The sequence below is a fragment of the Buttiauxella sp. BIGb0471 genome, from assembly GCF_024807715.1.
GTDB lineage: Bacteria > Pseudomonadota > Gammaproteobacteria > Enterobacterales > Enterobacteriaceae > Buttiauxella > Buttiauxella agrestis.
Genome location: NZ_JANUEU010000003.1, coordinates 248,639 through 272,109, shown reverse-complemented (window position 1 = coordinate 272,109; position 23,471 = coordinate 248,639). Strand labels below are relative to the sequence as shown.

Genomic DNA, 23,471 nt, shown 5'->3' with positions numbered 1-23,471 from the left:
ATCCTCTTCATTTATTCGGACCGGACTTCGAGGACATAACCCATGCCACGAACGGTATGCAGCAGTTTGATATCGAACGGGGCATCCACTTTGGCGCGAAGTCGTTTAATGGCGACTTCAACCACATTGGCATCGCTGTCAAAATTCATGTCCCATATCTGCTCCGCAATCATCATCTTTGACAGAATCTCCCCCTGATGCCGGGCCAGAAGGCTCAACAGGGAAAACTCTTTCGCGGTCAGCTCCAGTCGCGTTCCGGCGCGAAATACGCGGCGAGCCAGCAGGTCGAGATGCAGATCGTGAATTTGCAGTTGGGTGATGTCTGCGCCATCCGTAGCGCGACGACGCACCAGTGCCTGAATACGCGCCACCAGCTCAATAAGCGAAAAGGGCTTGGGCAGATAATCATCCGCGCCAAGACGAAGCCCTTTAACGCGTTCGTCGACCGATCCCCGTGCCGAGAGCATCAGCACCGGCGTCTGTTTGGCGGCTCGCAAACCCTCAAGTACCCGGTAACCATCCATCCCTGGCAGCATCACATCCAGGATTATCGCGTCGTAGTCGAACTCCAGCGCGTAATGAAGACCTTCAGCGCCATCTGCAGAGACATCTACCGTAAATCCGGACTCACTCAACGCACGGTTGAGATAGGTTGACGTTTTTTCTTCATCTTCGACTAACAACAGGCGCATAACGGGACTTCCTATTAACTTTTTATCGGTGCTTCAACATCTGAATAAACCTGCACGGTATCCGGCAGACGTTGCCCCTGGATAGTGATGGCATCCAGGGAACGGGTGAGCTCGGTCATCTCAGCTGCGGTCAACGACACGGTGGTAGCCGTTGTGTTTTGCAGCATATGGTCTTTATTGGTGGTGCCAGGAATGGGAACAATCCAGGGTTTACGGGCCAGGAGCCATGCCAGTGCAATCTGCCCCGGCGCGGCATTTTTTCTTATTGCCCAGGATTTCAGTAGCGCTACCAGCTGTAAGTTGTGTGGAAGGTTATCAGGCGAGAAGCGCGTTTCTGTCGCGCGGAAATCGCCGGCAGCGAACCGGGTATTCTCATCAATCCAGCCCGTTAAAAACTGCACGCCGAGTGGACTCCATGGCACAAAGCCAATGCCCAGCTCTTCACATACCGGAAGTACCTGCTTTTCAGGGCCGCGCCAGAGCATGGAGTATTCACTTTGTACGGCGGTAACGGGTAATGCCGCATGGGCGCGTCTCAACGTGTTGATGCCCATTTCAGACAGACCCCAGTGCAGGACTTTTCCTTGATCCATTAAATCTTTCACCACACCGGCGACATCTTCGATTGGGATCTGCGGATCAACCCGGTGTTGATACAGTAAGTCGATGCGATCGGTGCGCAGGCGTTTGAGCATGTTTTCGACGACCTGTCTGATATGCTCCGGTCTGCTGTTAAGACCCGGCAGTCGCTTACCTGTCTGCTGGTCAATGTTCCAGCCAAACTTAGTGGCAATAACGATTTTGTCCCTGAATGGGGCGACGCCTTCCCCGAGAATTTTTTCGACTTCAAAGGGGCCGTAGGCTTCAGCTGCGTCGAAAAACGTCACCCCTTCATCAAATGCCCGGTGGATAACATTGATCATCTCGGGACGCCAGGGAACGGAAGTGTCGTATTTGCGACTCATGTTCTGCACGCCCAGACCGACGGCAGAAACTTCCAGCTTCCCGAGTTTACGCTTGCCCGGAGCAGCATTGCGTTGGCTGGTTTGTCTGGAGGAATCGACCTGAGAGGATGGGCTCGCTGCCGATACGTGGGGGATCAGCGAGGCGGCGGCAATACCCGCCCCGGCGACTAATAGTTTGCGTCGCGCTGGCATTGTTGGGTCATTCTGGCTTTTCATTGATCGCTCCTTTTATCAGAAAATTGAACGTGAAACTCATTAAGCGAGACCATTCTGCCTCCTGATTGCCAACATAAAGCTGACAGTTACCTGACAGCGTTGTCAGAAACATTAACCATCCCGGTCCCTTTCCTGACAAAAATGTTATTTCCCTGTCACGATGCTGACAGCCCTCTCTGCCTAATCTGAGCCTGCAAATTTGATTCCGCGAGCCTGCATAACCAGGCTGACACTCATCGGGAGAGACCATGAAATTCACGCTTATCAGTGCAATGCTACTTACGGCAATGGCCGGAGTGACCTCAGTCAATGCGGCTGATTATAAAAAAAATCCATTCACACTGGCTTATGACGGTGCTATCACCGAGAACGTCATAGGCAAGGTCAACATTCACCCAGTGAAATACGATCTGCATGGCGTCCAGATTGCTGCGAATGTCTATACCCCTGCTAACTATGATCCCGCCAAAAAATACCCTGCCGTGGTGGTTGCACATCCTAATGGTGGCGTAAAAGAGCAGGTCGCCGGGTTGTATGCGCAGCGCCTTGCCGAGCATGGGTACATCACGATTACCGCCGATGCAGCTTATCAAGGCGCTAGCGGTGGTATGCCTCGCAGCGTAGATAAACCGGCTAACCGTATAGAGGATGTCCACGGCATGGCGGACTACATCAGCCAGTATCCGGGGGTTGATACTTCCCGCCTCGGTCTGCTGGGCATTTGCGGTGGCGGCGGTTATTCACTCGTTGCGGTCGAAACTGACAAGCGGTTCAAATCGATAGCAACCATCAGCATGTTTAATTCAGGCCTTGTGCGCCGCAATGGTATGCAGGATTCACAGCTGGATACTATCCAGCAGCGTCTTCAGCAGGCTTCTGACGCACGTGCTCAGGAAGCCACCGGAGGAGAAGTGCTTTACTCCGGCGATGCCAACCTGACTGATGAACAGATTGCTAAATTACCTTTTGCCTTGTATCGCCAGGGCTACGAGTACTACTGGAAAACCCACGCGCACCCGAACTCCACGTTCAAATACACCACCAGCAGTCTGCTGGATTTGATGAGCTTTGACGTAACGGACCATATCAATCTCATCAATAAACCGCTGCTGATGATTGCCGGTACAAAAGCGGATACGCTCTATATGACTGAAGACGCGTTCGCGAAAGCCACTGGTACGAAGGACAAAGAACTCTTCCTGATCGATGGCGCTACCCATATCGAGACGTATTGGGTGCCTGAATACGTTGACCAGGCTTTGCAAAAGCTAGACGTCTTCTTCGATAAGAATATTTAATCCGCATCAGTCGATACCCCGGTGGGTATCGACTTATCCAGAATTTATCGTTCAGATTAACGGAGTCGGGATGAAAGATAATTACGCCTGGTTAATAGCCACTATGAATGAAATTCATAAAATCATTCGGGCAGGGGAGAGTTGTTTGTTACCTGAAGAGTCAATGCCATCAAGGCGCTGGCTGCCGTAAACACCGCAATTATCCAGCCCATCGTCCATGGTGTGCCGTCACTGAACAGAGCGAGAAGCAGTGAAGATATGATGCCACTACCGTATTGTAATGCTCCCATTAGCGCCGACGCTGAGCCTGCAACATTAGGAACGGCGTCAAGTGCGCAAGCCGTGGATGTCGCAGCGATGATGCCATTCATTGAGAAGAATACGAACACCGCGCCGACAATCACGGTAATTCCACCCACTCCCAAGCCGGTTGTGACCGCCAGCACTATTGCCGCAATAGTGGCGATGAATACAGCATTCCTGAGTAACGCTTCCAGTGGATAGCGGTGAACCAGGCGTCTGTTGACCATGCTCACTGCCATTAATCCCACAATGTTTACTGCAAACAGCCAACCGTAGTGCTGCGGATGTACGCCGAAGTACGTGATGTACACAAACGGAGAGCCCGTGATAAAGGCGTAGGCTGCAACGTAATAGAACGTCAGGCATAGCGTAAAACGCATGTATTTGGCATTGGTTAGCAAAGCATAGTAGTTGTGAAAGGCTCTGGTTACGGAGGCTTGCGAGCGTTTTTCAGGAGGTAATGTCTCCGCTAACCAGAATAAAGACATCAGCATTAATGTTCCGATAATCGCCAGCAGCCAGAAAATGGCGTGCCACGAGGTGACTTTAATCATCTGCCCGCCGATCAGGGGCCCGGCAATCGGCGCGATGGCCATGATTATCATCAGTGTCGAAAGCATTTGTGCTGCACGAGTGCGGCTAAACAGGTCACGGATCATTGCTCGAGCCAACATCGGCCCGGTACAGGCACCTAACGCCTGAAAAACACGCCAGAAGATAATTTGCACGATATCCGTTGATAACGCGCAGCCTACCGAGCCGATGATGAATAGGCCTAAACCAATAAACAGCGGCAGATGAAGTGGTCAACAAAAACTGGCCACAGTTTTAGAGTTTTCGTATAACTGAGCATCAGACCTCTTTACCAACAATAACTGGACAGAAGTGCATGATTTTTAAGCGACCCGGCTGATTAGCTGGCACTTCTTAACTGGCGCAACTTGCGATAATTCTGCGGCGACATCCCGACATATTTGTTAAATGTGCTGTAGAAACTGCTGCTGGAATGGAACCCAGCGGTGAGGGCAATATCCAGAATCGACTTGTCCGTAGAACTAAGAAGTGCCCGTACATGGTTAATGCGCATCGCCGTAATGTATTGCTTCATGGTGAGCTGCATCACACGCTGGAATATACCCATTGCATAATTCGGGTTGAGTTTGACGTGTTCAGCAACCTGTTCGATGGTCAACGCCTGGTCGTAATTCTCGCCGATAAATTCCAGCATTTGGCTGACATAAAATTGTGCATGGCGTGACACGTTGTTGCCGCTGCTGCGTGTACGGGCGGGTTTATTCACCAGAATCGGCTGCCAACCCGACAGACTAAAACGCTTGAACATCAGGCAGATTTCATCGATGGCTAACTGGCGAATTTGTTCGTTGGGGCTTTTGATCTCCTCCTGCCAGCGCTGCACTTCAAAGGGGCTGAGCTGCTGTGCGGTCAGGGACTTAAGTACCGTGCCGTGGGTGATATGGTTAATAAGCTGCCGGTCCAGCGGCCAGGAAAGAAACAGGTGCATGGGAAGGCTAAAGATAGCCATGTTCTTGCAGTCGCCAGGGCGGGTGAGCTGATGTGGGGTACAGGCCCAAAATATCGTGATATGCCCCTGTTTAATCTGCACCGTTTCATTGTTAATCAAATATTCTACGTCGCCATCAAACGGCACATTTACCTCTACCTGCCCGTGCCAGTGGCAGGCTTCCATGCTCCGCGGCCTGCGCAGCTCGATATCCATGCGTTGGTATTCGGAGTAGAGCGACAAAGGGCTTCGCGTATTGCTATCGGTACTGTTGCACATATGCGGGTCAGGCGGCAGGCAATTTGGGATGATGTCCATTGTTCTCTCCGTTTCCTAAATTGTCAGAAATACTGGCACAAAACTCTTTGGGTGACTGTGAGAGCATTACAAATTTGGCGATAGTAGCGTGCGTTTTTAAGCCGATAAGCCGGTATTCTCTGCTTTCCTGGTAAAAAACTCCGGAAAACTCAGATTTAAACGCGGGGTGAAACCAATCTGAGTTTTCCGGAATGCTAAGCGGGGAAGAGGGAGGAGAACGGGCACCTGGCGTGCCAGGCTAGCGGGGTTAACTAATACCACGTATGCCACGGAGAAAGAAAATGTCAGCACCCAAAATTACCTTTATCGGCGCAGGCTCGACGATTTTTGTAAAAAATATCCTCGGAGATGTTTTTCATCGTCCGGCGCTGAAATCGGCGCATATCGCTTTGATGGATATTGATGAAACACGTCTGGAAGAGTCGCACATTGTGGTACGCAAACTGATGGACTCGGCAGGTGCCTGCGGAAAAATCACCTGTCATACCGACCAGAAGCAAGCTCTTCAGGATGCCGATTTCGTGGTAGTCGCTTTCCAGATTGGCGGGTACGAACCCTGTACCGTCACGGACTTTGCAGTCTGTAAACAGCACGGACTGGAACAAACCATTGCCGATACGTTAGGCCCCGGCGGCATTATGCGTGCCCTGCGTACCATCCCGCATTTATGGCAGATATGTGAAGATATGACGCAAGTCTGCCCCGATGCCACGATGCTTAACTACGTGAACCCGATGGCGATGAACACCTGGGCGATGTACGCGCGCTACCCGCAGATTAAACAAGTGGGACTGTGCCACTCGGTGCAGGGCACGGCTGAAGAGTTAGCGCGTGATTTATCGCTCGATCCGGCTTCGTTGCGCTATCGCAGCGCCGGTATCAACCATATGGCGTTTTATCTCTCGCTTGAGAAAAAAAATGAGCAGGGCGAGTACGTCAGCATTTATCCGGATCTGCTGCGAGCCTACGAAAGTGGGGAAGCGCCGAAGCCTAACCTGCATGGTAATCCACGCTGTGAAAATATCGTCCGCTACGAGATGTTTAAAAAGCTGGGCTATTTCGTAACGGAATCTTCTGAGCACTTCGCGGAATATACGCCGTGGTTTATTAAGCCCGGGCGCGAAGACCTGATTGAGCGTTATAAAGTCCCGTTGGATGAGTACCCAAAACGCTGTGTGGAGCAACTGGCTACCTGGCGCAAGGAGCTTGAAGAGTACAAAACGGCAGAAAGCATCGATATCAAGCCATCACGTGAATATGCCAGCACCATTATGAACGCGCTGTGGACTGGCGAGCCGAGCGTTATCTATGGCAACGTGCGCAACGATAACCTTATCGACAACCTGCCGCAGGGCTGCTGTGTTGAAGTGGCGTGCCTGGTGGATGCTAACGGTATTCAACCAACCCGTGTTGGCACTCTGCCGTCGCATCTGGCTGCACTTATGCAAACCAATGTGAATGTTCAGACCTTACTGACCGAAGCGATTTTGACAGAAAATCGCGACCGGGTTTATCACGCTACGCTGCTTGATCCTCATACTTCAGCCGTACTCGGCATCGAAGAGATTTATGCCCTGGTTGATGACCTGATTGCTGCACACGGTGATTGGTTACCGGCCTGGCTTCATCGCGCATAATTCAGTACGCCGGGTGTGATGTCCGGCTTCTCGCATATCTAATAACAGAAGGAGGGCACTGGTAACAGTGACCCGGTACCCTATATGAGCATATCAATTACAACAAAACTCAGTTATGGATTTGGGGCGTTTGGTAAAGATTTCGCTATTGGCATCGTTTACATGTACCTGATGTATTACTACACCGATATTGTAGGTTTATCGGTGGGCGTGGTGGGTACGCTGTTTTTAGTAGCAAGGATTTGGGATGCTATCAACGACCCGATCATGGGCTGGATAGTCAACAGTACACGTAGCCGCTGGGGGAAATTTAAGCCGTGGATCCTGGTGGGGACGATTGCCAACTCGATTGTGCTGTTTTTACTGTTCAGTGCGCATCTGTTTGAAGGCACAACGCAGGTAGTGTTCGTCTGCGTGACCTATATCTTATGGGGCATGACCTACACCATCATGGATATTCCATTCTGGTCGATGGTGCCTACCATTACCCTGGATAAACGTGAACGCGAACAATTGGTGCCGTTTCCACGTTTCTTTGCCAGTTTGTCCGGGTTTATCACCGCAGGCATTACGCTACCGTTCGTCAGCTATGTCGGCGGCGAAGACCGTGGTTTCGGCTTCCAGATGTTTACACTGGTGTTGATAGCCTTCTTCATTGCTTCAACCCTCATCACGCTGCGCAACGTAAAAGAGGTCTACTCATCAGACAGTGACGCAACCGCAGACAGTAGCCGCATCAGCTTAAAAGCCATCGTGGGGCTGATCTATAAAAACGATCAGCTCTCTTGCCTGCTGGGTATGGCGCTGGCTTACAACATCGCATCAAACATTATTTCCGGATTTGCGATTTATTACTTCACCTACGTTATCGGTGACGCCAGCCTCTTCCCGTATTACATGTCTTACGCAGGGGCGGCAAACCTGTTAACCCTGATTCTGTTCCCTCGGCTGGTAAAAGCGTTGTCACGCCGCTTACTGTGGGCGGGGGCATCGGTATTGCCGATTCTTGGTGGCGGGGTGCTGCTCTGGATAGCGCTGGCGGGGTATCACAATGTGTGGTTGATTTCCATTGCGGGAATTTTGCTCAACGTAGGGACGGCGTTGTTCTGGGTGCTACAGGTCATTATGGTGGCGGACACCGTGGATTATGGCGAGTATAAACTCAACGTTCGTTGCGAAAGCATCGCCTATTCGGTGCAAACGCTGGTGGTAAAAGGGGGCTCGGCATTTGCTGCATTCTTCATCGCTCTGGTCCTTGGCATCATTGGTTATGTACCTAATGTGGCACAGTCTGAAAGCACCGTCGCCGGTATGCAGTTCATCATGATTGCGCTGCCTGCGGTCTTCTTCCTGATAACCCTGGTTTTCTACTTCCGCCTCTACAAACTGAATGGCGATATGCTGAGAAAAATACAGATCCACCTGTTGGATAAGTACCGTAAATCTACTGCGCCTGTAGAGCCCCAACCCGTTAGCATTAGCATGGCGAAAACTTCAGACGCGAAGGCATAACCATGGAATGGGTATCTGTAATTGGTTATATGGCGGCAAGCCTGACGACGTTGTCATTTTTGCCGCAGGCGGTGAAAGTGATTTCCACACGCAACACGCAAGGCATCTCCGGCCTGATGTATGCGATGTTTGTTTGTGGGTTGATGATGTGGTTTTTTTATGGACTATTAATCAATGACCTGGCTATTTGCGCGGCGAATCTTCTGACATTGCTGTTTGCTCTACCCATCTTGATTATGAAGTACCGCCTGCGCTAATGCAGGTCAGATAAGCGAAGGGTACAAACGGTGGATGACGCTAACGTTTATCCACCCTACAACATCCATTGCGTGACCTTTAGATTAGATAGAATTCCGTAGCAGCCACGGGCTATTGACGCGCACGGTATCGCGGTGGGTATCCCCATTGATGATATGCAGTGCGCTCAGACGGCCAATGTCGTAATGGGGAAGTTGTACTGTCGACAACGGTGGGAGAAACAGATCGCCAATTCCCACCATATTGTCATAACCCAGCACAGCCACATCTTGCGGAATGCGGATGCCTCTGGATAGCAGTACCTGGTAAACCATAAATGCGATGCGGTCGTTACCGCACACCACCGAATCAAAGCGGGGTTTTCCATCAGGCATATGGGCTTCAACCATTGCCGGAATGTCGCGGTAATGTTCATCGCCCAATTCCATGTAATGGTGAATCAAATGATCCGGGTTTACGCCCATTTCACGGCAAGCGTGCTCTAGTCCCTTACGCCGGCGAATCGTTGCCAGATGTTGAGAGGGCAAATGCAGGCACAATGGCTGCCGGTATCCTGCGGTCAGTAACGCTTTCACCCCCTCATATTGCCCTTGTTCGTCGTCAGGAATGTAGCTGGCAACCGGGTCGTGCAGGCTTTCACAGTTGGCCAGTACACAGGGAAGGGTGAGTAACTTTGGTGGTATAGGGACCTGGCGCAGCCCCATCGTGGTGTAGATAATGCCGCCGGGGCGGTGTGACAGCAGCAAATCGACCATCGTCTCCGGGCTATCATCGGAAAACATGTTCACAACAAAACTGTTCCAGCCGTGAGCCCGGGCCGTTTCTTCAATCGATAAGGTAATCTCAACAGAAAAAGGCGTGGTGACCGTATCGAGCGCCAGCACACCGATGGTGTCGGGCGTTGCCCGGGCACCGCGTATCTTTTTAGCAGACAAGTCGGGCACATAATTCAGCTGGCTGATAGCAGCCTGAACGCGTGTCAGGGTGTCGGGTTTAAGCCGTTCCGGGTTGTTTAATGCACGTGACACCGTCATCAATGAGACATTTGCAAGTTTGGCCACATCTTTAAGCGATGCCATAAGTACCTATCCTGATAAGAGAAATTCAACCCGAGCCCTTTGTGCATCAGGCTATACAACTCAGATTGTGATGTAAAAGGCTGACGCGATATTTTGGGGGACGAGTCGCTGTAATACATCCCTCCCATCGACATGAAAATTTGATCACGATCTCAAACATGCAATGTTAACGTTAACTTGTGTGATTAACATCATGTCTCATCGCTAAACTTCATGAGATTTCGTTAATGTTAACGTTATCATTTCATCATTGACCCTTCATGAGATTGCTTTGATGAAAAAACATCACTCCCGCAGTTATCCGTTATTAAGCGCGTTACTGTTCTTCTTTTTCGTCAGTTGGTCCTCTTCCAGCTCGCTACTTTCTATCTGGTTACACCAGGAAGTGGGTTTAAAAGCTACTGACACCGGCATTATTTTCTCGGTGCTTTCGGTTTCGGCACTCTGCGCGCAGGTTTGCTACGGCTTCATTCAGGACAGGTTAGGGTTAAGGAAGAATCTGCTGTGGTACATCACCGCATTGCTGATTCTATCTGGCCCGGCCTATTTGATTTTTGGCTACCTGCTTAGCGTGAATATTCTGCTGGGGAGCGTTTTTGGCGGCCTGTTTATCGGCTTAACCTTCAACGGCGGGATTGGCGTTCTGGAATCTTATACCGAAAGGGTGGCACGCCAGAGCACCTTTGAATTTGGTAAAGCCCGCATGTGGGGCTCACTGGGCTGGGCGGTGGCGACTTTCTTTGCCGGTTTGCTATTTAACATCAACCCAAAACTTAACTTCCTCGTCGCTTCTTGTTCAGGGTTAGTGTTCTTTTTCCTGTTGATACAGTTAAAAGTCAACACAGCTGCGAGCCTGGAAACAGTCGAACTGGGTGCAGAAAAAGTGAAGATCGCAGATGCTTTGCGCTTAATCACCCTGCCAAAATTCCGGGCGCTGATCTTCTTCGTCGTGGGTACCTGTATTTACGGCGTTTACGACCAGCAGTTCCCGGTCTATTTCGCTTCACAATTTGCCACTTTGCGTGAAGGTAATGCGATGTTTGGCTACCTCAATTCATTCCAGGTGTTCCTGGAAGCGGCAGGAATGTTCTGCGCCCCCTGGTTTGTGAATCGCATTGGTGCGAAGAATGGGTTGATCTTTGCCGGCATGGTCATGGCACTAAGAATGGTCGCATCCGGGTTGGTGGAAGGGCCGGTTCTTATCTCGATCACTAAACTCCTGCACGCGGTGGAGTTGCCTATCCTGCTGGTCTCGATCTTCAAATACAACAGCCTCAATTTTGATAAACGCCTCTCATCAACGCTCTATCTGGTGGGCTTTGCCTGCACCAGCTCAGTGATTGCGGCCTTCCTATCGCCGCTTGCGGGCTACAGCTATGAAAAATACGGATTTGCCCAGTCTTATCTAATCATGGGGCTGATGGTGTTCTGTACCACTTTTCTTTCGATTTTCTTTTTGCGAGGCAATAAGTCCTCATCAGAGGGGCTGCTGTCGCAACCTTCCACCATTTGAATTACCCAAGAGTGAGTTGTCATGACGTTATTGATTGCTAATGCCGAGAAGGCGCTGAATGAAAAACAAGACCAACTGAACATGCGCTGGTATCCACGCTACCACCTTGCTCCGCGAGCGGGCTGGATGAATGACCCCAACGGGCTGGTTTGGTTTGACGGGTGGTATCACGCGTTTTATCAACATCATCCTTACTCCACGAACTGGGGGCCGATGCACTGGGGGCATGCGCGCAGCCGCGATATGCTGCACTGGGAACATTTGCCGGTGGCGCTGGCACCGGTTGGTCCGGAAGACAAAGATGGCTGTTTCTCGGGTTCTGCGGTGGTGAATGCTGATGAACTGGCATTGATTTATACCGGCCATAAATTTCACGGTGATCCGACCAGTGACGACAACCTCTACCAGGTGCAGTGCCTGGCAACCAGCAAAGATGGCATTGAATTTTCTCGTCAGGGCCAAGTGATTGACACCCCTGCGGGTCTGCATCATTTCCGCGACCCTAAAGTGTGGCAGGAAGAAGATGCATGGTACATGGTGGTGGGCGCGCGCGTGGGTGATACCGGGCAGGTCAGGCTCTACCGTTCTGAGTGCTTACGACGCTGGCAAGAAGAGGGAGTGCTGGCCGAAGCGGGCGAGGGCATGGGCTTCATGTGGGAATGCCCGGACTTCTTCACTCTTAACGGCAAACAGATCCTGATGTTCTCGCCACAGGGCATGGCGGCTCAGGGTTATGAAAATCGTAACTTATTTCAGAGTGGTTATCTGGTTGGTCAGTGGCAACCGGGTGCGACTTTCGTGCAACAGAGCACGTTCCAGGAGATGGACCACGGGCACGATTTCTATGCGCCGCAAAGTTTTCTTGCCTCGGATGGCCGCCGTATCGTCATGGGTTGGATGGCCATGTGGGAATCCCCGATGCCGGAACAACAAGACGGCTGGGCAGGCATGCTGACGCTACCACGTGAATTGACACTCACTGCCGATAATCGCCTGCAAATGCGCCCTGTTAGAGAGCTGGAAAACCTACGCCAGAGCTGGTTCAGTTGGCCTGTCAGCACCCTGAGCAACAAAACGCTGCCGGTGATGAATAACTGTGAAACCACAGAAGTCATTTTGCAGTGGGAACTGGCCGCCTGCGATGCAGAGCAATACGGCATGGCGCTGGAGGACGGTATGCGCCTGTATGTCGATAACCAGGCACAACGGTTGGTACTGGAGCGCAATTACCCGGAGTTTGGTCTCTGTGGGCAACGGAGCATCCCACTCCCCAATGCAGCAACGTTGAAACTTCGGGTATTTTTTGACAGTTCATCGGTAGAAGTGTTCGTCAATGACGGTGAAGCTTGTCTGAGCAGCAGGATATATCCGCAGTCACGCCTGTTAAGTCTCTTTGCCTGGTCAGGAAGTGCCAAATTCATTGAATGTGGTGCCTGGCATTTAGAATAAATAGGGATAAATAAATGCCGCGGTAATTATTCCGCGGCGTAGCACTTCGGTATTATTAAAATTATAAAGGATTTATTCGATGAAAATAATAATCGGGTCGGTGCTCTGCGCCGGTTTATATTCTGCCTCGTGTTTTGCACAATCGCCGTTAACCATTGAACAACGTTTTGCTATGCTTGAACAACGCTTACAGGATGCTGAAAAACGCGCTGATAAAGCAGAGTCGGAAATTGCAACATTAAAACAAGTTTCCACCACGGAAAATGAAAATAAAATAATTACGGTGGAACAAAAATCTGCACCTAAACTGGCTTTAAATAATAACGCAGAATTAAAGTTCTATGGCGATGTGGAATTTAATCTTGATGGCGCAAGCCGTACCGGAAGTTTAACTTCGGTGAAAACCAGTGCTAATAAAAATTGGGCGCCGGGAGATAAAGAACGCTGGGATATTAATGGGCGAATTCTGTTAGGTGTTGACGGTATTCAACATTCGTCGAATGGCCAATATGCCGGTTTTACGGTTCAACCGCTGGCGGATATGAACGGGAAAATGAACCTTGATGATGCGGCATTCTTCTTTGGGCAACAGCAAGACTGGTTAGTAAAGGTCGGGCGCTTTGAAGCCTACGATATGTTCCCGCTCAACCAGGACACCTTTATCGAGTATTCCGGAAACACAGCTAATGACCTGTATAGCGACGGTTATGGCTACATCTATATGATGAAAGAGGCGCGAGGGCGTAGTAACAGCGGGGGAAATCTGCTGTTTAGTAAGACGTTAGATAACTGGTATATGGAAGTGAATACGCTGGTAGAAGATGGCAGTTCACTGTATGTCGACCAGCGTTATCATGGAACGGAACTCGATAATCAAAAAAATGTGGTTTACGTCCGCCCGGTTATTGCCTGGCGTTCAGGGGACTATTCTGTGGCGGCGGCTATGGAAACTAACCTTATTAACAACGCCTACGGCTATAAAGATTCTGCCGGAAACTGGCACGATCAATCCGGGCGTACAGGGTATGGTTTAACCATGAGTTGGAATACACTGAAAAACAACCCGCAAGAGGGTGTGGTGGTAAATCTGAATACCGCTTATATGAATGCAGAAGACGAAAAAGACTTTAGCACCGGGTTTAATGTGCTCTGGTATCGTGTTGAGTTAGGTTATATCTATGCACATAACAAAATTTCTGACTTCAATATGTCCGGATTGAACAATGAGTGTGGTAACGAATGCGCGATCCTCGCCCCTGGCAATTACGATATCCATACAATCCACACCTCCTGGCAATTGCCCAATATTATGGATATGCCCAATTTCAATATTTACCTCGGCGCCTACGCTTCCTGGCTTAATTCTACAGCACAAGAGGAAGGTGATGATCAACCACGTTATGGCGCACGCCTGCGTTTTAAATACCTGTTTTAACGCGTGACGATTTTTTAAGGAGCAATCATGAATATCTGGACATTTGGTGATGCGGTTGTGGATCTGCTACCGCTTGCAGACATGCAATATCGCGCCTGCGCAGGTGGCGCCCCGGTTAACGTCGCGGTGGGGTGCGCACGGCTGGGTTGCCAGAGTGGTTTTATCGGCCGGGTCGGGGACGATGCGTTTGGCATATTTTTGCAGCGTACTCTGGTTGATTACGGCGTGGATACCCAACATATGCAGACAGACTATGTGCATCGCACCAGCACGGTGTTGGTTTCATTGGCCCAAGGTGGCGAACGTGAATTTACGTTTTTGGTCAACCCGTCAGCCGATCAGTTCATCACCGCGGAGACACTGCCGGAGTTTGGCTCAGATATTCTGCACTTTTGTTCGTTGGCGCTGGTGGCAGAAGGCTGCCGTGAAACACTCACGCGAGCAATAGGGAAGATTAAGCAAGCGGGTGGGCTGCTAAGTTTTGATGTTAATTTACGCGAGCAGATGTGGCCCGACAGGCAGCAAATGCTGTCTGCTGTGCGCCATTTCGCCATGCAGGCCGATATTCTTAAATTGTCGGAAGAAGAGTGGTACTGGATTGCTGGCACCCATCAGTTTACTGCGGCAGTCAACGCGTTAATGGCGCTTCCGGCTGCCATTAAAGTGATTACCTTCGGGGCGCAAGGGGCCATGGTATTATGGCAAAATCAGGTTATTCATTTCAGCGGTTATAACGTTGAGAGTGTCGACACAACCGGGGCCGGAGATGCCTTTGTTGCTGGTCTATTGGCGCATATTGCAATGGAGCAATTGCCACAAAATCTCATCCAACTTAAGCAGGCGTTAGCTCAGGCAAGCGCCTGTGGCGCGTTGGTCACGATGCAAAAAGGAGCGCTTGCCGCCACAGCAGACAGGGACACCGTGCAGAAGTTTATCGCAGGCGTACCTTTGCCAGATGTTGAGGTGAAATAAAGCCTGAAAAGCGGTCATTGATTTTGGGGAGCTGAGGCTCCCCTGTCCTGTTGTAAATTGTTAAATAAACCTCAATTTATTGTCTGAATGCTTTCAATCGGTGCGGGTTTACCAATCAAATAGCCCTGCACATAATCTACGCCCATGCGGAATAACGTATGGCGAATCTCTTCGGTTTCAACAAACTCCGCCACCAGGGTCATATTCTTCATGCGCGCCAGTTCGCAAATGGACTGCACAATCTTGTAATCCATCTCGCTGGAATTGATTTTGTGTATAAAACTGCCATCAATTTTGAGAATGTCGGCACGCATATTTTTCAGGCGAGCATAGCTGGCATAACCGGTGCCAAAATCATCAATGGCAATTTTGCAGCCCAGGCGCTGCATCGCATCCAGCGTTTTTTCTGCCTGCACATTATTGGTCAGTTCATCTGTTTCCGTGACTTCCAGGACAATCTGCTCAGGAGCAATTCCATGCTGGATTAACAGTCTTTCAATCAGCGCTGCCATGTCTGCGCGACAGATAGAGGCAGGGGTCAGGTTAATGGCAAAGCGTTGGTTTGGCAGCAAGTCACGATTTTCATCCATAAACTTCATCGTGTTGTTTAACACCCACAGATCAATGCTGGAAGACATGCCAAATTCATGTGCCACCGGCAGGAAGGTATCCGGGAAGATAATCTCGTCATTGTTACCCCGCATCCGCAGCAGCACTTCATGGTATCGATCGCCGTTTTTGCTCTCAATGGGTTGAGCCATCAATACGAATCGATCTAATTCGAGCGCGTGCTGAAGTTGATTCATCATATCAACTTTGGTTTTAACCTGGTTTTGCACCTGGCGGCTGCTGTGTTTTCTCATATCAACAGGCAGGTTGGTGGTGAGCGAAATTTCTGCCAGTGCGCGGAGTTCACCAATCAACATATACAGATGGCCGACGGGGTAATTAATGATGCAGTAGCTACAGCCGATTTGCGGGTACAGTTTTACGCCGTCACGGATGAAGCGGAATTTTATGGCTTTGTTATAAAGCTCGGCAATTCGTTTTTCGGCATTCAATGGCGACATGCGGACGATTAAGTCATGGCCTGAACTGATATAAATTCGCTCATCTTCTTTTAGAACGGGTTTTAAAAACTGAGCCAATTGCTGTTTGTATTGAACCTGCATCAGCAAGCCATAATGGCGGCCAAGCAACTCGAGATCCGGAGCATAGAGTTGGCACAAAATTGAGATGGTGTTCTGTTTTAAATCGGCATCCAGAGCAAGTAAATTTGGTAAGTGAACGACAGGATCAATGCTCATTAACCTTTTGGTTTTTACATTCAAAGCCCGCTGGCGAGAGATATTTATCGCCATTAATGTGATGGTTATTGAAAATGCAGAGAAGCAAGAGGTCGCGACCGCAAGGTGTAAATTGTAATCGACACCATTAGGGATATAGCTTTGATAATTTTTGCACAGAACAATGAGTATCACCCACCATATGAGCGAAATAGCGGCATGCCCAAGACGCAATGTTCCCCATATCATGACGGGAAGCAATAATGTCAGCGTATAGACTGAATTCATCAGCGTTAACGTATGATTTCTTGGGTAAATCATCAGCGTCGTCAACAAAATGAGTGCCGAGAATAAGCAGATAAACTCCAAAGCTCGCAGGTCTTCAGCAACCTGGTTGCGAATATTTTTGCAGTATTTGATTAAATACCCTGGGGTTCTGATAGAACGGATGGCTAAATAAATCATTGGCAAACCGATCATATTCCCAACCAGCATCGCGTGATAGTTGATGAGTGTACGTATGGTAAAAGGGTTTACGTACATCATTTTGTCATAGACACCAAACATTCCGAGGTAAAGCACGGCCTGGAAATAATTAAGGAATAGGGTGGCGTTGACAAAAATTAACCAGAAAATACGCTGCCAGGCCATACTATAGCACCCAAAACTGGCGCGGCCTTTCTTTCCGGTAAAGTAATAATAACCGGCGCAACTAATGGCAATTGACGTGAAATAGTGCAGTACCGACATAATTGCCGGCTCAAAACCACGGTCAGGATAAATGCGATAAAAAATACAGAGTATGATTCCCGGAATTGCCTTAAAACCATAAATCATGGTCAGAACAGTCATCAATGCCATATTGAGATAATTGAAAGGAATTTCAAAACCATCAATGTAGCCGTAGGTGCTTAGATGCTGAGCGATTGGATAGAGTATGAACGGGAGAATTAATGGAAGTGCCCACCAATTATCTTTGTATTTGTTGTACAACGAAGAAATTTGCATCATCAATGTCTGCTTTTATACACAAATTCCAGATTCTGGAATGATTAACAAGCATCCATTGCTTAAGAGTGAGTAGTATTCATACTCGGTTATTTTAATTTCATACTTTAGGTGGGTAATATCATCTCGGTATCGTCATAAATTATCACATTGTTTTTACTCTTATTTTTTATGTAATACATTGCCGTATCTGCCTTTTTCAGCAATGTGGCAATATCGCGCCCGTGTTCGGGGTAAATGGAAATGCCAATACTGGCAGACAAAAAATCAATGGTGGTTGCAGAGAGTGTGTAAACACCGGAAACCGAGGCGAGTATTTTCTTAGCAAGTTCAATAACGGCCGCTTTCTCATGTTGGCAAACCACGATGATAAATTCATCACCGCCAATTCTGGCAACAAAACCCTCATCACTGACAACGATTCTGAGCGTTTGTGAAATGCTAACCAGCAACTCATCGCCAATGGCGTGTCCCCAGACATCATTCACACGTTTAAAGCCATCCAGGTCAAGAAACAAGATGTACAGCGGTTCTACCTGACGCTCAAACAGAGTGTGCAAATGATTTTGCAGATAAAAGCGATTGGGTAATTGAGTCAGCGCATCGTGTTGCGTCATTTTTTTCAGCTGCAAGTTTTTAGCAATTAACTCGCGCTTGAGAATCTCATTGCTTAAATGTTCTTTGAAATTAACAAACCAAATAAATATAGAAATGATGAATATCATTACAATAAGCACGATTAACATCATCGCAATGGTTTTTTCTATGTGAACTTCCTGATTGATGGCTGTTAAAGCTCTGAATGAAGGCACCATATTTAAATTACTGGTGCCTAAAAAATGCATAATGGCGACACCGAGGCAAAGAGTCACCGTTGCACTGAGTCGATAGAAATTGGCATAGCTATCATTTTTACCCGTCATTACCAACATCATGTGAGTTAAACGCAACATAATTAATGAGGTAATAAAAATAACGGCTAACGATAGAGTGACATACGAGATGCTGGCATGTCTGCTGCCAGCATTAATGATTGCTGCAACTCCCAGATAATGCATTGATGCAATAGTTGAGGAAAATAACAGTGCTGGAAGAAGATAGCGTTTACCACGGAATTTTTTGAATAGAAAACAACCGAATCCCAGTGTGCATCCAATAATGGCGATTAACAGTGAAGCCATTGTTTTATGAATGTTATAATTAATAACATGACTATGATGATGAGCCTGCATCATCATGTAATGCAAAACCCAAACTCCACATCCCATCGTTGGGCCACTGCATAAAGGCCAGCAATAATGATTTTTGCGCGCCCCCGCTTTACATAGCCAAAAAGAGACATAAAAAGTGAGGCACGCAATAATTACTGCGAGTAGGACTAATGAAATATCATAATTAAATAACATCTTTAACTTAAAATTTACTCTTGGTAGGCATGTGTTTATTATAATCGAGCTGCGGTTGGATAATAACGATGTGCATATTATCTTCAAGAGATTTCTATTAATTTTAGGAAATAAAAGACAACCCGTTTACGAGTTGTCTTTTTTGCACTCTTTGAACAGGGTTGATGCGTATCAGTGTTGTTCCTGTTCCTGAGCTTCTTTCGATGCGTTATTTTTCTCTAACACCTGGCATATTTCATCGATTGGCAACGGGCGCCAGAACAAAAAGCCTTGAGCGAGTTCAATTCCGGCGGACCTTACCAGCGCCATTTCATGTTCTGTTTCAACACCTTCAATCAGAATCTGACGTAGTTCATCTTCCGTTTCGACACCTTCAATCACCACGTGGCACTCGGTAATCTGGCACAATTTTGTGACTTGTCTCAGAAACTGCAGCCCGCCTTTTTTGCCCAATCCTATTACCAGGGAACGGTCCAGCTTGATTTTGTCGAGTGGATAGCGAGTCAGGTAGTTGAGCGTTGAGTAACCGGCGCCAAAATCATCAAGAGCAATTTTTATCCCGCGTAGTTTCAGTTGAGCGAGAACCTCAGCAACGTGTTCAGGTGCATTGACGGCCTGCGACTCGGTGATCTCAATTTCAAGCTCCCAGCCAGCAGGTAATGGTTCGCTCAAAATGCGTGAAATAACGTTAAACAGGCGTTTATCGACGAGGGTTTGCGGCGATACGTTGACCGATAGTGTCATCCCTGTGTAATGGCTCAAGTGCTGACGAAGATAGCTGACGGCCTGTTCCATTACCCAAAAATCGATATCTGGCATGGCATTTAAGCGGTCGTAATATTGTAAAAAGACAGGAGGGGATATTTTACCGTCGTTACCTTTATGTCGAATAAGCGCTTCCATACCAATGATCCGCCGGTCTGAAAGCCGAACCTGAGGCTGGAAATAGAGAATAAAGTGCCCGCTTGATTGCAATTGATGCACATGATCAAGCGCCTCCATATACTCTTTTTCGTCCTTGAGTTTACGATGGTTAGGCATTAACTCGAGATTCGTCGGCGGCAAGAATAAGTGCTGCTGTTGATTATTTTTCTTGCTGATAGTCCAGCGTTGCAAGAACGGGGCATATATCAACATGCCTACGGCAATAATAATGAAGTTCAGAATGATGGCAGCAATGGAGCCATTGGTTCCTATCCACGTGCTAATAATTGGCGGCACACTCCAGTTCACGGCAACTGAAATTGCCGGTACCAGGTGCCATGCCGTCGCTGTATAAGCAATGATGTATGAAACCGCGGGCACCAGAATGAAGGGGATAATCAGCACTGGGTTCATCACAATGGGCAGGCCAAAAATCAGGGGCTCGTTAATATTAAAGATTGCCAATGGGACTGATGGGCCGATGATATGGCGGTGTGAACTATTCTTGGTAAAGATGATGCACAACAGCATGCTCAGGGTGCTACCCGTTCCGCCGATGGTGCACCAGATATTGTAAAACTCCGGGCTTAATATATTGAGATCGGCGTGTCCGGCATGCCATGCCGCGATGTTTGCCTGAGCTTCAGCCAGGAAGTTGGCATCGATATCGTAGAATAAAAAATAACCGTGCAAGCCAAAAAACCAGGGAATACAGCGTAGTACGATGTACAAAAGCCCTGTAGAAAAGGTTTGCGGATAGCTGTGTTGCAGCGCATTTTCTATGTAACCTGGCACCAGTGAAAACAGATGATGTGCCAAAAAACTCATCACAAAAGTGCAGAAGGAAATGGTGAATATGGAAAAGAAGAACAGGACTGTGTTTTTGATATTTTTAGTCTGCGCACCTAATTGTTTATCGACCTGTCCTATAAATCTATCCAGACAGTAATTAACAATAATACCCGAGAAAAGTGCAATAGGAATGGAGATATCAAGGAAAAATAGCCGGTCGTTACTGATTGCGCGACTTATAAATAGCAGGCTACATATATTTACAGTCAGGAAGTGAGTGACCGATCTCCGATTACGAATTGCCCAGTGTAATGCCATAAAGGCATTCATCAGGATTGGCATGAAATCCATAAGCGTTTGTTGTAATTGGTCGAGCCAGAGAGCAAAACTGTGCCATCCGACATAACCCGATATAACAGAGCATACCAGTAGTAATGCACGGATAATTGCAAAGGGAACAATAGCTAACGAACTGGCGACAATAGATTTAACAATGTTGTTGTTAAAAAATAATGCCTTGCTGGTGTTCAACTGATAAATAAAATTGTTCTGAAACCACACACGTACCATTGTGAAAACCACCATCAGGTTATGTTTTTTTTGGGTAAATGATTGCTGGAAGATTATTTTCAGGCGCTGTTGAAAGACATCTCATCGAATGATTGGCTAAACACTTTAATGTTTCTTCTTAATAAGAAAGATAATTATCCAGAAATCAGGTCGGCGAAAAAAATGAACGAATTTCAGAGTCGAATTCCTGGATGTCAGCGGAGTAAGCGCCATACTTAATGTATAAAATACAAACATAGATCGGTATTGACGATCAATAACTAATAATTAATAGGTGTAATTGATAGGTATTGGTGATCAATTTATTAAATACAGATCGGTGTTATCTATTGCCTTGTTAATATTCATGGTGTTTTTGGTTATCATTGTGTGTATTTTATTTTATATCATTAGCAGTGGTTATCTGGTCTGAACAGTATATTAAAGAAGTGTTTTTTGGCACAAAGGGTGTTATGTGGCGCGAAGTGGAGTTCGAAGCATTTTTATCGGAAAGATGAAGCTTAAGTAAATTTTCCTTAAGCTTCATCTCAATCAGGCTGTTAAGCGAATATTATTCGTCTTCAGGCAGCAGATATTTTTGGCAATACAAGTAAGGAATGCCCTCTCTGGTGATCAGATCCGCGTCCTTGTTCAGCGTAAAAATATCAATATCGGTCACGCCGGAGTTCTTCAGGTAGAAGTCAGGAAGGAATTTTATGAGCAATTCTGAGGGTACGGTTTCCCGATTGGAAATGACAATTTGTCGGGAGACCCACACCGGGCTAAGGCCGTAATCAGTGTGTGTAAAAAGGATGGTACGTTGAACAGTGTACTCTTGCGGGGCTGCATCAATAATACCGTTTATATGGGCAATGCCTTTCCCTTCGCCAGCTTTGAAATCGATGATTCCACGAAATGTTGCGTTATTTCTGACTATCTGTAAGTTTGCCCGGCAAACCAGATTGTGCTGATTCTCGTTTATCGGGGGAAGATAAAGGTACAGCGCCAGGCTGGTAGCAATCGCCAGACACGCTAAAAAAATGATGCGCGTCTGAGTTCTGAAAGAGGCAATCGTTGCGAATATCTTCATTGGCTATCGTACCGTGGATAATAGACGGACTGGCAGGAATTATCGTGTGACAATTCCATGCGGGTAGCACAAAGGATGATAGAAATATTCTTCGTCTCAGGGTAAGCCGTTATATAAAGGTATTTATCATTATTGCACATCTCGGGATGTCGCTTGATAAAGTCCTCATGCCGCGTGTAGTCACTGGCATCATCGTTTAAGAAATAATGGCATTCGCCAGCATATTTGTTTGAGACAACATAACCAGAGAAATATTGTTTGCTGATAACCCGCGGATAAATAAGCAGCGCGATTATTAGCATGGTTAACATAATAATCATGCCTTCGACCGGCGTTAACAAAACACGTTTTGTTTTGCCGACTAAAATGGCGGTCGTTTCATCTTGAGTTGCTAAAGGGATGCTCTGAGGAACAACCTCTGCCGTAGGTTCCTTAACTGTTTCAGGAATGAGAACACACTTTTTTTCTATGGTTATTTCTTGCTGAATGACCAGTCCTTTACGTGGAATCGTGGTGATTATTTGTTTATCCACATTCATTTGTAGGAAAGACTTACGCAAAGAAAGGATACTTTGATAAAAAGCATTAAAGCTCACTTGCCTGTGACTTTCTCCCCACGCAAAAGCCAACAGTTCATTCTGCGTGACTATCTCGCCGTGATTTCTGAGCAACAATAGTAGGCATAAAGATGCCGTTGGTTTGAGTTTTATCTGTTCATGACTATCAGCATGCACAAGGCTCTGCTTCTCAGGATTAAATAATATTTTATTTTCAATGAGATAACATAAATTATCTGCTTCGGACATGTTGCCAGTACTCTCGTTAACTCAGGCAGTTTTTTGACACGCCATTATAAGCATAATGAAGCATGGAAGAACTCAGTGTTTTCGGGACTTTACCCTCTGCTTGCGAATGAAGCCTGCAAAGACAAATTGTATAACAAATTAATCACTCTTCTTAAACACATTAAAGTCATAAGTATCAATATCTTACATGTTTTCTTTGATTCTTTTTTAATTGCAAAGAGAAAGCTCCCGGTGGAAAGATTAAAAAAATTACGTTTATGTCCATTAATAAATATACTCGCTGACGCAATGGCATGAGAGGTAGCGAACGGTCATTTTCAGCGTTCAGCTGCTCAGTGCTGCAAGTTTTTCCAGCTCTATTTAATACCTGACTATTTCTGTCGCCTTTACTCAACAGGTGATTTCGACTGTGGGTAATAATAGTGAGCGACGGGTTTATTC

General features: G+C 47.5%; 17 protein-coding genes and 1 pseudogene. 8 read left to right on the top strand and 10 right to left on the bottom strand.

The genetic code is table 11. The annotated features are described in order from the left end of the window. Positions 1-11: 11 nt before the first annotated feature. Positions 12-692 carry a heavy metal response regulator transcription factor gene (locus M2371_RS11965; RefSeq protein ID WP_133632137.1) on the bottom strand — a complete coding sequence of 227 codons (681 nt, stop codon included), beginning with the start codon at positions 690-692 and terminating at the stop codon, positions 12-14. A gap of 14 nt (positions 693-706) precedes the next feature. Continuing rightward, positions 707-1,873 carry an aldo/keto reductase gene (locus M2371_RS11960; RefSeq protein WP_259267805.1) on the bottom strand — a complete coding sequence of 389 codons (1,167 nt, stop codon included), beginning with the start codon at positions 1,871-1,873 and terminating at the stop codon, positions 707-709. A gap of 272 nt (positions 1,874-2,145) precedes the next feature. Between M2371_RS11960 and M2371_RS11955 the strand changes: the two genes are divergently transcribed. Then, the gene (locus M2371_RS11955; RefSeq protein ID WP_259267960.1) at positions 2,146-3,171 is read left to right on the top strand and encodes an alpha/beta hydrolase; all 1,026 of its coding nucleotides are present in this window, start codon (positions 2,146-2,148) and stop codon (positions 3,169-3,171) included. Between the two features lie 122 nt (positions 3,172-3,293). Here the strand turns inward: M2371_RS11955 and M2371_RS11950 are convergent. Continuing rightward, positions 3,294-4,271, bottom strand: a pseudogene (locus M2371_RS11950) (multidrug effflux MFS transporter); the annotation flags it as partial. A 116-nt stretch (positions 4,272-4,387) separates the two neighbouring features. Continuing rightward, complete coding sequence (gene melR, locus M2371_RS11945; RefSeq protein ID WP_172893308.1) at positions 4,388-5,314, bottom strand: transcriptional regulator MelR; 927 nt, start codon at positions 5,312-5,314, stop codon at positions 4,388-4,390. 281 nt (positions 5,315-5,595) lie between these two features. On the opposite strand from melR, the gene M2371_RS11940 reads away from it, so the two are divergent. The 3 genes from M2371_RS11940 (at position 5,596) to M2371_RS11930 (ending at position 8,720) form a co-directional block, all read left to right on the top strand. Continuing rightward, positions 5,596-6,951 carry an alpha-glucosidase/alpha-galactosidase gene (locus tag M2371_RS11940; protein WP_259267804.1) on the top strand — a complete coding sequence of 452 codons (1,356 nt, stop codon included), beginning with the start codon at positions 5,596-5,598 and terminating at the stop codon, positions 6,949-6,951. An 84-nt stretch (positions 6,952-7,035) separates the two neighbouring features. After that, a complete protein-coding gene (melB, locus tag M2371_RS11935) occupies positions 7,036-8,463 on the top strand; it encodes a melibiose:sodium transporter MelB (RefSeq protein WP_172893310.1) in 1,428 nt (475 codons plus the stop codon). 2 nt (positions 8,464-8,465) lie between these two features. Further along, positions 8,466-8,720, top strand: a complete 255-nt coding sequence (locus M2371_RS11930; RefSeq protein ID WP_172893311.1) for a SemiSWEET transporter — start codon at positions 8,466-8,468, stop codon at positions 8,718-8,720. Between the two features lie 84 nt (positions 8,721-8,804). Here the strand turns inward: M2371_RS11930 and M2371_RS11925 are convergent, their stop codons facing one another. Further along, on the bottom strand, positions 8,805-9,800 hold the full coding sequence (locus M2371_RS11925) for a LacI family DNA-binding transcriptional regulator (protein WP_172893312.1): 996 nt from the start codon (positions 9,798-9,800) through the stop codon (positions 8,805-8,807). A gap of 271 nt (positions 9,801-10,071) precedes the next feature. Here M2371_RS11925 and M2371_RS11920 point away from each other — a divergent pair, with 271 nt between their 5' ends. From M2371_RS11920 to M2371_RS11905, 4 genes are all read left to right on the top strand, one after another. Further along, the gene (locus tag M2371_RS11920) at positions 10,072-11,313 is read left to right on the top strand and encodes an MFS transporter (RefSeq protein WP_259267803.1); all 1,242 of its coding nucleotides are present in this window, start codon (positions 10,072-10,074) and stop codon (positions 11,311-11,313) included. A 21-nt stretch (positions 11,314-11,334) separates the two neighbouring features. Then, positions 11,335-12,762, top strand: coding sequence for a glycoside hydrolase family 32 protein (locus tag M2371_RS11915; RefSeq protein ID WP_172893314.1), 1,428 nt, complete (start codon positions 11,335-11,337; stop codon positions 12,760-12,762). Between the two features lie 79 nt (positions 12,763-12,841). Then, positions 12,842-14,197 carry a carbohydrate porin gene (locus M2371_RS11910; protein ID WP_259267802.1) on the top strand — a complete coding sequence of 452 codons (1,356 nt, stop codon included), beginning with the start codon at positions 12,842-12,844 and terminating at the stop codon, positions 14,195-14,197. Between the two features lie 27 nt (positions 14,198-14,224). Then, positions 14,225-15,169 carry an aminoimidazole riboside kinase gene (locus M2371_RS11905; RefSeq protein ID WP_259267801.1) on the top strand — a complete coding sequence of 315 codons (945 nt, stop codon included), beginning with the start codon at positions 14,225-14,227 and terminating at the stop codon, positions 15,167-15,169. A gap of 71 nt (positions 15,170-15,240) precedes the next feature. On the opposite strand, the gene M2371_RS11900 is transcribed toward M2371_RS11905, so the two are convergent. The 5 genes from M2371_RS11900 to M2371_RS11880 form a co-directional block, all read right to left on the bottom strand. Next, positions 15,241-17,466, bottom strand: coding sequence for a sensor domain-containing phosphodiesterase (locus M2371_RS11900; protein WP_259267800.1), 2,226 nt, complete (start codon positions 17,464-17,466; stop codon positions 15,241-15,243). A 104-nt stretch (positions 17,467-17,570) separates the two neighbouring features. Next, a complete protein-coding gene (locus M2371_RS11895; protein WP_259267959.1) occupies positions 17,571-18,731 on the bottom strand; it encodes a diguanylate cyclase domain-containing protein in 1,161 nt (386 codons plus the stop codon). A 309-nt stretch (positions 18,732-19,040) separates the two neighbouring features. After that, positions 19,041-21,155: an EAL domain-containing protein gene (locus tag M2371_RS11890; RefSeq protein WP_259267799.1), complete on the bottom strand. Its 2,115-nt coding sequence runs from the start codon at positions 21,153-21,155 to the stop codon at positions 19,041-19,043. Between the two features lie 550 nt (positions 21,156-21,705). Next, positions 21,706-22,224 (bottom strand): hypothetical protein, encoded by a 519-nt coding sequence (locus tag M2371_RS11885; protein ID WP_172893320.1) that lies wholly within the window; start codon positions 22,222-22,224, stop codon positions 21,706-21,708. After that, a complete protein-coding gene (locus M2371_RS11880; protein WP_259267798.1) occupies positions 22,221-23,030 on the bottom strand; it encodes a winged helix-turn-helix domain-containing protein in 810 nt (269 codons plus the stop codon). The genes M2371_RS11885 and M2371_RS11880 overlap by 4 nt, the downstream gene beginning before the upstream one ends. Positions 23,031-23,471 lie beyond the last annotated feature (441 nt).

Coding starts and splice junctions, on each gene's coding strand:
- M2371_RS11895 (WP_259267959.1), bottom strand. CDS start 18,731: ATGGGATGTGGAGTTTGGGTTTTGCATTACATGATGATGCAGGCTCAT.
- melR (WP_172893308.1), bottom strand. CDS start 5,314: ATGGACATCATCCCAAATTGCCTGCCGCCTGACCCGCATATGTGCAAC.
- M2371_RS11960 (WP_259267805.1), bottom strand. CDS start 1,873: ATGAAAAGCCAGAATGACCCAACAATGCCAGCGCGACGCAAACTATTA.
- melB (WP_172893310.1), top strand. CDS start 7,036: ATGAGCATATCAATTACAACAAAACTCAGTTATGGATTTGGGGCGTTT.
- M2371_RS11915 (WP_172893314.1), top strand. CDS start 11,335: ATGACGTTATTGATTGCTAATGCCGAGAAGGCGCTGAATGAAAAACAA.
- M2371_RS11930 (WP_172893311.1), top strand. CDS start 8,466: ATGGAATGGGTATCTGTAATTGGTTATATGGCGGCAAGCCTGACGACG.
- M2371_RS11940 (WP_259267804.1), top strand. CDS start 5,596: ATGTCAGCACCCAAAATTACCTTTATCGGCGCAGGCTCGACGATTTTT.
- M2371_RS11885 (WP_172893320.1), bottom strand. CDS start 22,224: ATGAAGATATTCGCAACGATTGCCTCTTTCAGAACTCAGACGCGCATC.
- M2371_RS11965 (WP_133632137.1), bottom strand. CDS start 692: ATGCGCCTGTTGTTAGTCGAAGATGAAGAAAAAACGTCAACCTATCTC.
- M2371_RS11900 (WP_259267800.1), bottom strand. CDS start 17,466: ATGATGCAAATTTCTTCGTTGTACAACAAATACAAAGATAATTGGTGG.
- M2371_RS11905 (WP_259267801.1), top strand. CDS start 14,225: ATGAATATCTGGACATTTGGTGATGCGGTTGTGGATCTGCTACCGCTT.
- M2371_RS11925 (WP_172893312.1), bottom strand. CDS start 9,800: ATGGCATCGCTTAAAGATGTGGCCAAACTTGCAAATGTCTCATTGATG.
- M2371_RS11955 (WP_259267960.1), top strand. CDS start 2,146: ATGCTACTTACGGCAATGGCCGGAGTGACCTCAGTCAATGCGGCTGAT.
- M2371_RS11880 (WP_259267798.1), bottom strand. CDS start 23,030: ATGTCCGAAGCAGATAATTTATGTTATCTCATTGAAAATAAAATATTA.
- M2371_RS11910 (WP_259267802.1), top strand. CDS start 12,842: ATGAAAATAATAATCGGGTCGGTGCTCTGCGCCGGTTTATATTCTGCC.
- M2371_RS11890 (WP_259267799.1), bottom strand. CDS start 21,155: ATGGTACGTGTGTGGTTTCAGAACAATTTTATTTATCAGTTGAACACC.